The organism is Streptomyces sp. NPDC007264 (assembly GCF_042869095.1).
Classification (GTDB): Bacteria; Actinomycetota; Actinomycetes; order Streptomycetales; family Streptomycetaceae; genus Streptomyces.
Genome location: NZ_JBIAFD010000021.1, coordinates 1 through 13,789, shown reverse-complemented (window position 1 = coordinate 13,789; position 13,789 = coordinate 1). Strand labels below are relative to the sequence as shown.

Genomic DNA, 13,789 nt, shown 5'->3' with positions numbered 1-13,789 from the left:
GGCAACCCGGCGGTAGGACTTTGTAGGCCATCAGAATGGCCGGTCATCCTGATGCTGGGACATATATCTGATGCTTCCCCCAACTTGACGTGCGACAAAGGGAAACGGTTGCTCACGGATCACTTACGAGTGGGTCACGGTCAGGCGTCCGGGTGCGGCGGGGCCCGTACGGACGCGTCCGAACGGACCAGCCGCCCACTCCCCGGACGGTGCCCGGCCGTCCGGATTCCTCTACTGTTCCGACTCCCCCCGGATCAGGGCGAGCACACCGTCCAGTTCGTCGGGCTTCACCAGGACGTCACGCGCCTTGGAGCCCTCACTGGGGCCGACGATGTTCCGTGACTCCATGAGGTCCATCAGCCGGCCCGCCTTGGCGAACCCGACGCGCAGTTTCCGCTGGAGCATCGAGGTGGAGCCGAACTGCGTGGAGACGACCAGTTCGGCCGCCTGGCACAACAGGTCGAGGTCGTCGCCGATGTCCTCGTCGATCTCCTTCTTCTGCTTGGAGCCGACGGTGACGTCGTCCCGGAAGACCGGCGTCATCTGGTCCTTGCAGTGCCGGACGACGGCCGCGATCTCGTCCTCGGTGACGAACGCGCCCTGCAGGCGCACCGGCTTGTTCGCACCCATCGGCAGGAAGAGCCCGTCACCCTTGCCGATCAGCTTCTCGGCACCGGGCTGGTCGAGGATGACCCGCGAGTCGGCCAGGGACGAGGTGGCGAAGGCGAGGCGGGAGGGGACGTTCGCCTTGATCAGGCCGGTGACGACGTCCACGGACGGCCGTTGCGTGGCGAGCACCAGGTGGATGCCGGCCGCCCGCGCGAGCTGGGTGATGCGCACGATCGCGTCCTCGACGTCGCGCGGCGCGACCATCATCAGGTCGGCGAGCTCGTCGACGATCACCAGCAGGTACGGGTACGGCTGCAGCTCGCGCTCGCCGCCCTCGGGCGGCTTGACCTTGCCCTTCCTGATGGCCTCGTTGAAGTCGTCGATGTGCCGGAAGCCGTAGGCCGCCAGGTCGTCGTAGCGCAGGTCCATCTCCCGTACGACCCACTGCAGCGCCTCGGCGGCCCGTTTCGGGTTGGTGATGATGGGCGTGATCAGGTGCGGGATGCCCTCGTACGCGGTCAGCTCGACGCGCTTGGGGTCGACCAGGACCATGCGCACGTCCTCGGGTGTCGCCCGCATCATGACCGAGGTGATCAGGCAGTTGATGCACGACGACTTGCCGGAGCCCGTGGCGCCGGCCACGAGCACGTGCGGCATCTTCGCCATGTTCGCCATCACATAGCCGCCCTCGACGTCCTTGCCGAGTGCGACCAGCATCGGGTGGTCGTCCTCGGCGGCCGCCGCCAGGCGGAGCACGTCACCGAGGTTGACCATCTCGCGGTCCGTGTTCGGGATCTCGATGCCGACCGCGGACTTGCCGGGGATGGGACTGATGATCCGGACGTCGGGGCTGGCGACCGCGTAGGCGATGTTCTTGGTGAGCGCGGTGATCCGCTCCACCTTGACGGCGGGGCCCAGCTCGACCTCGTAGCGGGTGACCGTCGGGCCCCGGGTGAAGCCGGTGACGGCCGCGTCCACCTTGAACTCGGTGAAGACGTTCGTGAGCGAGGCGACGACCGCGTCGTTGGCCGCGCTGCGCGCCTTGCCCGGCCCGCCGCGCTCCAGCAGGTCCAGGGAGGGCAGCGCGTAGGTGATGTCGCCGGAGAGCTGGAGCTGCTCGGCCCGCGGCGGAAGGGCGCGGGGCTCCTTCGGGGCGTCCTTCGTCAGGTCGGGCACCGCCGACGCGGCCGGCAGCTTCTCCGGCTGGGGACGCGCGGCCGGCACGGGCGTCGGCGTCGTCTCCACGCGGTCGCCCACGCTGACCCCCTGGGTGAGGTCGGCGACGATCGGGGACGGCGGCATGCCGTGCAGGACGGCGCCGTCGAGGGCGGCAGCGGCGGCCGCCGCGACATCCACGGCGTCCATCTGCCGCCCCATGGCGGGCTGCTGCGCGGCCGGGCGCCGCGGACGGCTGCGCCGCCTGGAGAGGGCCTCCCGCTCGGCTCCCTCCGGGTCGTACGTCTCGGGTGCGGGACCGCGCCACCGGGAGCGGGGCAGCGCCTCGCGCCACTGCTCCTCGTACCGCTCGTCGTCGTCGGCGCGGACGTCGTCCTCGATGTCGTGCAGGATCCCGAGCCGCACGCCGAGCAGCCGCAGCCGCTGCGGGATGGCGGTGACGGGCGTGGCGGTGACCACGAGCAGGCCGAAGAACGTGAGCAGCGCGAGCAGCGGTACGGCGAGGACGTCCCCCATGGTGTACGTCAGCGGGGTCGCCGCACCCCAGCCGATGAGCCCGCCGGCGTCCCTTATCGCCTGCATGCCGTCGCTGCGCGCCGGGCCGCCGCAGGCGATGTGCACCTGGCCGAGCACGCCGATGACGAGCGCGGACAGCCCGATGACGATGCGTCCGTTGGCGTCGGGCCGCTCCGGATGCAGGATGAGGCGCACGGCGATCGCGCCGAGCAGGATCGGCACGAGCAGGTCCAGGCGACCGAAGGCTCCCGTCACCAGCATCTCGACGAGGTCGCCGACGGGACCGCGCAGATTGGCCCAGGTCCCCGCGGCGACGACCAGCGAGAGACCGAGCAGCAGGAGCGCGAGCCCGTCCTTGCGATGCGCCGGGTCGAGCCCCTTCGCGCCCCGCCCGATGCCGCGCAGCATGGCTCCGACGGCGTGCGCGACGCCGAGCCAGAGGGCGCGTACGAGTCGGTACACGCCCGCGGTCGGAGAGGGCGCCGGCGCGGGGACGGGCTTCTTCGCCGCGGCCTTCTTGGCGGGCGCCTTCCTCGCGGCGGCTTTCTTCGCGGGGGCCTTCTTCGCCGGAGCCTTCTTCGGAGCGGCCGCCTTCTTCGCCGGCGACTTCTTGGCTGCGGGACGTGGGGCCATGGGTGTGAGGTTACCGGTGGAGACGACGGTGGACACGCGTGCCCACTGTTTCACCCGTTCGTGTCGCCCCACAGGAGGCACGAAAGTGACGTGCCCTCAATGGAGCTGCCGCGCCCGCCCGACGGGCCGACGGGCGGCAGGACCCACCGCCCGCGTGGCCCTGCGATCCGTCAGTTCTGCGACGCCACCGGCGGGCTCCCGCTTCCCGCGCCCGGCTCCAGAGCGTCCAGCGCCCTGCGCAGGCCCGTCAGTTTGCGCTCGAGGTGGGCCGCGGTCGCCACCGCCGCCGCGTCCGCGGAGTCGTCGTCGAGCTGCTTGGACAGCGCCTCGGCCTGCTCCTCGACCGCCGCGAGCCGTGCGGAGAGCTCGGCCAGGAGCCCGGCCGCCTCCTTGTTCTCGCCGCCCGCGGACTTGCCGCCCTCCAACTGCAGCCGAAGGAGCGCCGCCTGCTCGCGCAGTTGGCAGTTCTTCATGTAGAGCTCGACGAACACCGAGACCTTGGCGCGCAGCACCCACGGGTCGAAGGGCTTGGAGATGTAGTCCACCGCGCCGGCCGCGTATCCCCGGAAGGTGTGGTGCGGGCCGTGGTTGATGGCGGTCAGGAAGATGATCGGAATGTCGCGGGTCCGCTCGCGCCGCTTGATGTGCGCGGCGGTCTCGAAACCGTCCATGCCCGGCATCTGGACGTCCAGCAGAATCACCGCGAAGTCGTCCGTCAGCAGCGCTTTGAGCGCCTCCTCCCCGGACGATGCCCTGACCAGCGTCTGATCGAGCGCGGAGAGGATGGCCTCCAGCGCCAGCAGATTCTCCGGCCGGTCATCGACCAGGAGGATCTTGGCCTTCTGCACCATGGCCCGCCCTCCTCGCCCCGGCTTGGGGCCTCCCCTGTCCACAGGACTCGGGATGGCGCCACCCGGCACCGCCCCAGGGGACGACTCCCTTGCGCCGCCCGTCCTCGTGCCGGTCATCGTAGCCGCACCCCGCCCGTCGCCACACCCTGTCACCGCGATGTCACTGTGCACATAGCAGAAACGCGGCGGGAGACCAGAAGGTTCCCCGCACACCCCACTTGTACACCGCTCCCACCACGCTCCGTCAGGCACTCCATGTGAACATTGAGGACCCTCGTCACTGCTCGCGCATCCACTTTTCCATCACGGACAGCAGATGGTCGGGGTCGACCGGCTTGGTCACGTAGTCGGAGGCGCCCGACTCGATGGCCTTCTCCCGGTCGCCCTTCATCGCCTTCGCCGTGAGCGCGATGATCGGCAGCCCGGCGAACTGCGGCATCCGCCGGATCGCCGTGGTCGTGGCGTACCCGTCCATCTCCGGCATCATGATGTCCATCAGGACGACCGCGACGTCGTCGTGCTGTTCCAGGACCTCGATGCCCTCACGCCCGTTCTCCGCGTACAGCACCGACAGGCCGTGCTGCTCCAGGACGCTGGTGAGCGCGAAGACGTTGCGGATGTCGTCGTCGACGATCAGCACCTTCTCGCTGTCGAAGCGGGCGCCCCGCCGCGACTGGACCGCCTGCTGCTGCTCGCCGACCCACTGCTCGTGGCCCGCGCCGGTGCCGGTGCCGATGCCCGTGCCGGCGCCCCGCGGGGCGCCCGAGGAGGCCGCCCTGCGACGGCGCCTGAAGAGCGCCGCGGGCCCGTTCTGGGTCTCGTGGTACGACTTCACCTCGGCCGGGGTCTCGATGCCGGACGCGGACAGCTCCGCCTCGGACGCGAGCAGTTCGTCGGCCTCCAGAGGGGGCGCGAGCTGCGCGTAGCCCTGCGGCGGCAGCTCGCTCGGGTGCAGCGGCAGGTACAGGGTGAACGTCGAGCCACGTCCGGGCTCGCTCTGCGCGTGGATCTCGCCGCCGAGCAGCCGTGCGATCTCCCGCGAGATGGACAGCCCGAGGCCCGTGCCGCCGTACTTGCGGCTCGTGGTGCCGTCGGCCTGCTTGAACGCCTCGAAGATCACCCGCATCTTGCTGGCCGCGATGCCGATGCCCGTGTCGGCCACGGAGAACGCGATCATCTCCGCGTCCGGGTCCCGCAGCGATCCGGTCTCCAGCAGCTGTTCCTTGATCGCCACCGGGACGTCGCTGCCGGCGGGCCGGATGACCAGCTCGACGGCCCCGGTGTCGGTGAACTTCACCGCGTTGGACAGCAGGTTGCGCAGCACCTGCAGGAGGCGCTGCTCGTCGGTGTGCAGCGTGGCGGGGAGTTCCGGCGAGACCCGTACGGAGAAGTCCAGGCCCTTCTCCGCGGTCAGCGGCCGGAAGGTGGCTTCCACGTAGTCGACGAGCTGGACGAGTGCGATGCGTGTCGGGGAGACGTCCATCTTGCCCGCCTCGACCTTCGACAGGTCGAGGATGTCGTTGATCAGCTGCAGCAGGTCGGAGCCGGCGCCGTGGATCGTCTCGGCGAACTCCACCTGCTTCGGGGAGAGGTTCCCCTCCGCGTTGTCGGCGAGCAGCTTGGCCAGGATCAGCAGCGAGTTGAGCGGGGTGCGCAGCTCGTGCGACATGTTGGCCAGGAACTCGCTCTTGTAGCGCATGGAGACCGCGAGCTGCTCGGCGCGCTCCTCCAGGACCTGCCGGGCCTCCTCGATCTCGGTGTTCTTGACCTCGATGTCGCGGTTCTGCTGGGCCAGCAGCTCGGCCTTCTCCTCCAGTTCGGCGTTGGACGCCTGCAGGGCCTTCTGCCGCTGCTCCAGCTCCTCCGACCTGAGCCTGAGTTGCTCGGTCAGTTCCTGCGACTGCTTCAGCAGCACCTCCGTCTTGGTGTTGACGGAGATGGTGTTGACGCTCGTCGCGATCATCTCGGCGATCTGGTTGAGGAAGTCCTTCTGGATCTGCGTGAACGGGGTGAAGGACGCCAGCTCGATGACGCCGAGCACCTTCCCCTCGAAGAGCACCGGAAGGACGATCACCTGGGCGGGCGGCGCCTCCCCGAGCCCGGAGGAGATCTTCAGGTAGCCGCTCGGCGCGTTCTCCACCAGGATGGTGCGCTTCTCCTGGGCGGCGGTGCCGATCAGGGCCTCGCCCGGCCGGAACGACGTCGGCATGGAGCCCATGGAGTAGCCGTAGGACCCCAGCATGCGCAGCTCGTACGCGTCTGCCGTGTCCGCGCCCATGTCCTTGCCGTCGACGAGCGGCATGGCGAGGAAGAAGGCGCCGTGCTGGGCGGAGACCACGGGCGTCAGCTCGCTCATGATCAGCGAGGCCACGTCCGCCAGGTCGCGGCGGCCCTGCATCAGCGCGGAGATGCGGGCCAGGTTGCCCTTGAGCCAGTCCTGCTCCTTGTTGGCGATCGTGGTGTCGCGCAGGTTGGCGATCATCTTGTTGATGTAGTCCTGGAGCTCCTGGATCTCGCCGGAGGCGTCCACGTCGATCTTCAGGTTGAGATCGCCGCGGGTCACCGCGGTCGCCACGCGCGCGATGGCGCGCACCTGCCGGGTCAGGTTCCCGGCCATCTCGTTCACGGACTCGGTCAGGTCGCGCCAGGTGCCGTCGACGTCCCGCACCCGCGCCTGGCCGCCGAGCTGACCCTCCGTGCCCACCTCGCGGGCCACCCGGGTGACCTCCTCGGCGAAGGAGGAGAGCTGGTCCACCATCGTGTTGATGGTGGTCTTGAGCTCCAGGATCTCGCCGCGCGCGTCGATGTCGATCTTCTTGGTCAGATCACCCTTGGCGATGGCGGTGGTCACCATGGCGATGTTGCGCACCTGTCCGGTGAGGTTGGACGCCATCTGGTTCACGGACTCGGTGAGGTCCTTCCAGGTGCCGGCCACACCCGGTACGTGCGCCTGGCCGCCGAGGATGCCGTCCGTGCCCACCTCGCGGGCCACCTTGGTGACCTGGTCGGCGAACGAGCTCAGCGTCTTCACCATGGTGTTGAAGGTGTCGGCGAGCTGGGCGACCTCGCCGCGCGCCTCGATCGTCACCGTCCGCGTCAGGTCGCCGTTGGCGACGGCCGCCGCGACCTGGGAGATGTTGCGCACCTGCATGGTCAGGTTGTTCGCCATCAGGTTGACGTTGTCGCTGAGGTCCTCCCAGATGCCCGTGACACCCGGCACGTGCGCCTGACCGCCGAGGATGCCCTCGGTGCCCACCTCGCGGGCCACCCGCGTCACCTGCTCGGCGAAGGAGGAGAGCTGGTCGACCATCGTGTTGACGGTGGTGACGAGTTCGAGGATCTCGCCCTTGGCGTCGACGGTGATCTTCTTGGAGAGGTCGCCCTTGGCGACGGCGGTCGTGACCTCGGCGATGTTGCGTACCTGGATGGTCAGGTTGTTCGCCATGAAGTTCACGGACTGGGTGAGGTCCTTCCAGGTGCCCGAGACGCCCTGGACCTCGGCCTGGCCGCCGAGGATGCCCTCGGTGCCCACCTCGCGGGCCACCCGGGTGACCTGCTCGGCGAAGTTCGAGAGCTGGTCGACCATCGTGTTGATGGTGTTCTTCAGCTCCAGGATCTCGCCGCGCGCGTCCACGTCGATCTTCTGCGACAGGTCGCCGCGGGCCACCGCGGTCGCCACCTGGGCGATGTTGCGCACCTGGGTGGTGAGGTTGCCCGCCATGCCGTTGACGGAGTCGGTCAGATCGCGCCACACGCCGGCGACGCCGGGCACCTGCGCCTGACCGCCGAGCCGGCCCTCCGTGCCCACCTCGCGGGCCACCCGCGTCACCTGCTCGGCGAACGCGGAGAGCTGGTCCACCAGGTTGTTGACGGTGTTCTTCAGCTCCAGGATCTCGCCGCGCGCGTCCACGTCGATCTTCTGCGACAGGTCGCCGCGGGCCACCGCCGTCGTCACCTGGGCGATCTGCCGCACCTGGGAGGTGAGGTTGCCGGCCATGAAGTTGACGGAGTCGGTGAGCTCCTTCCAGGTGCCGCTGACGCCCGGCACCACGGCCTGGCCGCCCAGGCGGCCCTCCGTGCCGACGTCCCGGGCCATGCGTGTGACCTGGTCGGCGAACGCCGAGAGCTGGTCCACCATCGTGTTCACGGTGTTCTTCAGCTGGAGCATCTCGCCGGAGACGTCCACGGTGACCTTCTGCGACAGATCGCCGTTGGCCACCGCCGTCGTCACCTGGGCGATGTTGCGCACCTGCCCGGTGAGGTTGCGGAAGGCGGTGTTGACCGAGTCGGTGAGGTCCTTCCACGTGCCGGCGGCGCCCGGCACCTGCGCCTGGCCGCCCAGCTCGCCCTCGACGCCGATCTCCCGGGCGACCCTGGTGACCTCGGAACCGAAGGCGGACAGCTGGTCCACCATCCCGTTGACGGTGTTCTTCAGCTCCAGCATCTCGCCGGCCACGTCGACGGTGACCTTCTGCGACAGATCGCCGCTGGCCACGGCCGTCGTCACGGCGGCGATGTCCCGCACCTGAGTGGTCAGATTCCGGAAGACCGTGTTCACCGAATCGGTGAGGTCCTTCCACGTCCCCGCCGCACCCGGCACATTGGCCTGGCCGCCGAGCCGGCCCTCGGCACCGACCTCGTTGGCGACGCGGGTGACCTCGTCCGCGAAAGTGCGCAGCGTCTCGGTCATCTGGTTGATCGTGTCCGCGAGCTGGGCGACCTCGCCACGCGCGGAGACGGTCACCTTCTGCGACAGGTCGCCGTTGGCGACCGCGGTCGTCACCTGGGCGATCCCGCGCACCTGGGCGGTCAGATTGCCCGCCATCAGGTTCACCGAGTCGGTGAGGTCCTTCCACACGCCGGCCACGCCGGGCACCTGTGCCTGCCCGCCCAGCTCGCCCTCGGTGCCCACCTCGCGCGCGACCCGCGTCACCTCGGAGGAGAACGAGGACAGCTGGTCCACCATCGTGTTGACGGTGTTCTTCAGCTCCAGCATCTCGCCGGCCACGTGGACCGTGACCTTCCGCGACAGGTCGCCCTTCGCGACGGCCGTCGTCACCAGGGCGATGTCCCGCACCTGCGCGGTCAGCCGGTACGCCATCGTGTTGACGGAGTCCGTGAGGTCCTTCCACGAACCGGACATCCCCCGCACCCGCGCCTGCCCGCCCAGCTTGCCCTCGGTGCCCACCTCGCTGGCCACCCGGGTGACCTCGTCGGTGAAGGTCGACAGCTGGTCGACAAGGTTGTTGACGGTGCGGGCGACCTTCAGGAACTCGCCGCGCAGCGGATGCCCGGTCCCGTCCGGCCCCGCCGTCCGCAGCTCCATGCGCGGCGAGAGATCGCCCTCGGCCACCGCGGTCAGCACCCGGCCGACCTCGGAGACGGGGCGTACGAGATCGTCCACGAGGGCGTTGGAGGCGTCGATGGCGGCCGCCCAGGAGCCCTCGCTGGCCCCCGTCTCCAGCCGCTCGGTGAGCTTGCCCTCGCGCCCCACCATGCGCCGCACCCGCGCCAGCTCGCCGGTCAGGTGCAGATTCCGGTCGGCCACCTCGTTGAAGACGGCGGCGATCTCGGCCATCACTCCGTCGCCGGAGACCGTCAGCCGCTTCCGGAAATTGCCGTCCCGCATCGAGACCAGGGCCGCCAGCAGTCGGTTGAGGGCCGCCGTGTCCACCGCGGTGGTTCCATTGCGTGGTTTGCGCTGGTTGCTCAGGGACTGTCCGCCTTTTGCGCGCGTCTTCGCGGCCCGCGTCGCTGCGCCAGACTCCACTGTGTCCCTCCCGCAGGGGTCGACCATCACTGCTGTGCTCAGGGTTACCGCTCGCCACACCGGTTACCGGCGCATAGCGCCGCCCACATGTACCAGGCCCCACGCACGTGCTCCTGCCCGGCCCGGCCGAAGACACTCGGCCCGCCCGGAACCCACACCTCAAGCTTGCCCAGTGTTTCACCATGCCCGAACCAGGCCATAACAGTTCGGCAGCTTCGCACACGCTCCGCACACCCTACGGACGTAAACACAGGCGACTGGCATCCGCATGGACCGCGAAGGTAAGTAACCTTGCATGCGGCTGTCCAGCCGCACCGGTCCGACCGGTCTGGGCGGTGGCACGAGCACGAGCGGGCAGGCATCGGAGGGGCACCGCACCATGACCACCGGACTGCGTCCCGGGGGACCACCCCAGGATCCCCGGCAGACAGGAGACCAGCAGCTGCCTCGGCAGGAACAGGCCGGCACGGGAGCCCTGCACGTCGAGAACCGGACGAGGAGTTCTGTGATCACCGCGCGCGCGGCCGCCAGCTTCGAGCCCGTCGGACGATCGGTCGCGACCGCCCGCTCGTTCGTCCGCGACACGCTCCAGGGCTGGGGCTTCGCCGACATCGTCGACGACGCGGTGGTGCTCACCAGCGAGTTGGTCACCAATGCCGTCGTCCACGCGGGCACCTCCGCGGACGTCCTGTGCCTGCGCAGTGACGACGGCGTCCGCATCGAGGTGGCCGACCGGTACCCGGAACGCGAGATCCCGCTGCAGGCGACCGCCGTCAACATGGGCAGTCCCGACCGCGAGGGCGGCCGCGGGCTGCAGCTGTGCGCCGCCCTGGCCGGCCGCTGGGGTGTCGAGTACACACCCACGCACAAGCAGGTCTGGTTCCAGCTCCACCTCCCCGAACGGCCGGTGGGCACGCGCGCGGCCGGTCCCTCGCTCCCCGCCGACCTGCTCCCGCTCGCCGACGGCCGGGTGCGCGTCGCGGTCCTCCAGATCGACCGCGCCGGCTCCCTCACCGCCTGGAACGAGGACGCGGAGGACCTGTTCGGGTACGCGGCCGAGCAGGTCACCGGCAAGCCGCTCACCGACCTCGCGGCCTGGCCGCACACCCCCGGCACCGGCACCGGCGTCGCCGAGGCGCTCCAGCTCTCGCGCTGGGAGGGCAGTTACGGCATCCGCGGCGCCGACGGCCGGGTCATCCCCGTCTACGCGTCGCATCTGCGCGTACGGGACACGGACGGCGAACCGTCCACGGTCTGCCTGCTCGTACGCGACCACGAACGCGCCGTCCTGCAGACCCCGTTGCGTGGACCCGCTCCCGACGCGGCGACCGCCTCGGACGGCCAGGCCACGGACCCCTTCGAGGTCTTCATCGGCTCCCCCGCGCCGGACGACCTCGACGGCCTGCTGCAGCGCACGGTGGAACGCGCCCGCGACATGCTCGACGGCGATGCCGCCTTCCTCCTCCTGGCCACCGACGACGAGACGGAGCTGGAGGTACGCGCCTCCACCGGCCTGCCCTCCGCCCGCCAGCGCTTCGCCCGCGTCCCGGTCGAGGCCGGCCCCGGCCGCTACGGTTCGGCCCGCATGCCGGCCGTCCACGACGACCTGACGGCTGTTCCGGGTGCCGTCCCCCTGCTGGCCGGCACGGGCATGCGCTCGGTGGTGACGGTGCCGCTGAAGGTGGAGGGGCGTCTCACCGGCTCCCTCGGCGTGGCCGCCGAGGGGCCCACCCGGTACTCCAACGAGGAGGCCCTGCGCCTCCAGTTCGCGGCCGACCGCATCGCCCTCGCCGTGGAATCGGCGCGGCTGGGCGAGCTGGAGCGGCTGCGCCGCGGGTCCCTGAGCTTCCTCGTCGAGGCCTCCGACCTCCTCGCGGGCACCCTGGACCGCGACCAGACGTTGGCGCTCATGGCCCAGATGACGATCCCGACCCTGGCCACCTGGTGCGCGGTCTACACCATCGCCGACCAGGCGTCCGAGCCCTACCTCTCGTACGTCCTGCACGAGGACGAGGAGCGCATCGACGGCCTCAAGGCCCTCCTGGCCAAGATTCCGCCGCCGGAGCCGATCCCCACGCCGGGCGCCCGGGTGTGGACCGCGCCCGCGGAGGCCGGGCACCGGGCGGCCCTCCGCACCTCCATGCGCAGCCTGGGCCTGGGCGAGCCCACGACGGTCAGCTCCGGCATCGGCACGACGCTGTCGACGGCCTCGGCGGTGGGCGGCGAAACGGTCGTCCTGCCCCTCGTCGCACGCAACCGCGTCATCGGCATGCTGACGCTGGGCAAGCCGACCGACGAGCACTTCCGGCAGGAAATACTGGAGCTCGCCGAGGACTTGAGCCGCCGGGCCGCCCTGGCGCTGGACAACGCCCGGCTGTACTCGGAGCGCACGGCCATCAGCCAGTCCCTCCAGCGCAGCCTGCTGCCCCCCGAGCTGCCGCGCGTCGACGGGGTCGAGGTGGAGGTCATCTACCGCGCGGCCGGCGAGGGCAACGAGGTCGGCGGCGACTTCTACGACCTCTTCCCGATCCGGGACGGCGCCTACGGCTTCGCCATCGGCGACGTCTGCGGTACGGGCCCGGAGGCGGCCGCCGTCACGGGCCTGGCCCGACACGCCCTGCGTCTGCTGGCCCGAGAGGGGTTCGGCGGCCCAGCGGTCCTGGAGCGCCTCAACTCCGCCATCCTCGACGAGGGCGCCCGCAGCCGCTTCCTGACGCTGCTCTACGGCGAGTTGTGGCCGCAGGAGGACGGCAGCGCACTCCTGAAGGTGGTCTGCGCGGGCCATCCGCTGCCGTTGCGGCTGCGGCAGGACGGCACGGTGGAGCCGGCCGCCGAACCGCAGCCGCTCCTCGGTGTCATGGAGGACCTCGAGCTGTACGAGCAGACGGTGACGCTGGATCCGGGGGACGTCCTGCTGTGTGTCACGGACGGCGTCACCGAACGCCGGGAGGGCACGCGCATGCTGGGCGACGACGGACTCGCGGACGTCCTGACGACCTGTACGGGTCTCACGGCGGGGGCGGTGGCGGCCCGCATCATGCGTGCGGTGGAGCGCTTCGCCTCGGACGCCCCGTCGGACGACATGGCGATTCTCGCGATGCGCGTTCCCGGCCTTCCGAAGGACTGAGAACAGCCAGGACCCGGGCCCCGGCCCGGGTCCTGCACACGCACAATGGCCTCGCCCAGTCGGACGAGGCCATTTCTGTCGGAGCCCCCAAACGGAATCGAACCGTTGACCTTCTCCTTACCATGGAGACGCTCTGCCGACTGAGCTATAGGGGCCTGTCGCCTTTTCGGGATTTCCCCGGTGGCAACGGGAGAGATCATACCCCGAACAGACGTATGTTCCCAACCGCGGGCGACGCCTCAGAAGGCGGGCTGCAGCAGTCCGCCCAGCGCGTTGCACACCGAGACGATCCGATGCATTTCACGCTTTGTCAGCGACGCGTCCACCGGCAGCGAGAGCGTCTCGCCGGCGGCCCGTTCCGTCTCGGGCAGGCACATGTCACGACGAAGACCCGGCATGCGGTGCACGGGGGTCTTCACCGGCACCCCGCACGCGACTCCCCTGGCTCTCACGGCCCGGGCGAAGGCGTCCCGATCGGGTCGCCCGTTGCCGGGCACACGCACGACGTACTGCTGGTAGGTGTGACCACCGGCGCTCTCGGGCGTCCGCACGCCCCGCAGTCGCCGGTCGAGATAGGCGGCCCGCTCCCGGCGCTGCGCCACCTCGGTGTACGGCGCCTCGGACTCCCCCTGCTCCAGCACCAGGAGCCCGTGCCGCTGTCCCACCTCGTGAAGTCCCGCGACGTCGGCCGGGCGCCCGAAGCGGTGCACGACCACGACCGCCGCGGTGTGCGGGGTCACCACGGCCTGGACGGCGGCGGGATCGAGGCAGTACGTCGCGGGGTCGATGTCGGCGAAGACCGGGGTGGCCCCGACCAGGGTCACGGCCTCCGCCACCTCGATGTTCCCGAAGGCCGGCACGATGACCTCGTCGCCGTTGCCCACGCCCGCAGCCGCGAGCATTCCAGCTGTACCCATGGCTCGGATGTTGATCCGGCAAAGTGAACGCAAAGTGACGGGCAACACAAAAAAGCTGGTCCCCGAACCGAAGTTCAGGGACCAGCTCTCACAATTTGTTCGGCGGTGTCCTACTCTCCCACAGGGTCCCCCCTGCAGTACCATCGGCGCTGTAAGGCTTAGCTTCCGGGTTCGGAATGTAACCGGGCGT

At 70.2% G+C, this 13,789-nt stretch carries 5 protein-coding genes, 1 tRNA gene and 1 rRNA gene; 1 reads left to right on the top strand and 6 read right to left on the bottom strand.

Translation table 11 applies throughout. The features are described from left to right. Nucleotides 1-231: 231 nt before the first annotated feature. The 3 genes from ACFYMU_RS28670 to ACFYMU_RS28660 form a co-directional block, all read right to left on the bottom strand. On the bottom strand, nucleotides 232-2,934 hold the full coding sequence (locus ACFYMU_RS28670; protein WP_388379065.1) for a DNA translocase FtsK: 2,703 nt from the start codon (nucleotides 2,932-2,934) through the stop codon (nucleotides 232-234). 170 nt (nucleotides 2,935-3,104) lie between these two features. Next, nucleotides 3,105-3,785 carry a two-component system response regulator gene (locus ACFYMU_RS28665; protein WP_388379063.1) on the bottom strand — a complete coding sequence of 227 codons (681 nt, stop codon included), beginning with the start codon at nucleotides 3,783-3,785 and terminating at the stop codon, nucleotides 3,105-3,107. 277 nt (nucleotides 3,786-4,062) lie between these two features. Beyond that, nucleotides 4,063-9,555 carry a HAMP domain-containing protein gene (locus ACFYMU_RS28660; protein WP_388379061.1) on the bottom strand — a complete coding sequence of 1,831 codons (5,493 nt, stop codon included), beginning with the start codon at nucleotides 9,553-9,555 and terminating at the stop codon, nucleotides 4,063-4,065. Between the two features lie 379 nt (nucleotides 9,556-9,934). Between ACFYMU_RS28660 and ACFYMU_RS28655 the strand changes: the two genes are divergently transcribed. Beyond that, nucleotides 9,935-12,682 (top strand): SpoIIE family protein phosphatase, encoded by a 2,748-nt coding sequence (locus ACFYMU_RS28655; protein WP_388379319.1) that lies wholly within the window; start codon nucleotides 9,935-9,937, stop codon nucleotides 12,680-12,682. Nucleotides 12,683-12,764: 82 nt separating this feature from the next. Here ACFYMU_RS28655 and ACFYMU_RS28650 read toward each other — a convergent pair. From ACFYMU_RS28650 to rrf, 3 genes are all read right to left on the bottom strand, one after another. After that, nucleotides 12,765-12,837, bottom strand: a tRNA-Thr gene (locus ACFYMU_RS28650). Nucleotides 12,838-12,921: 84 nt separating this feature from the next. Continuing rightward, nucleotides 12,922-13,584: a DegT/DnrJ/EryC1/StrS family aminotransferase gene (locus ACFYMU_RS28645; protein WP_388379316.1), complete on the bottom strand. Its 663-nt coding sequence runs from the start codon at nucleotides 13,582-13,584 to the stop codon at nucleotides 12,922-12,924. Between the two features lie 112 nt (nucleotides 13,585-13,696). Then, nucleotides 13,697-13,789 (bottom strand): 5S ribosomal RNA (gene rrf / locus ACFYMU_RS28640); the annotation flags it as partial.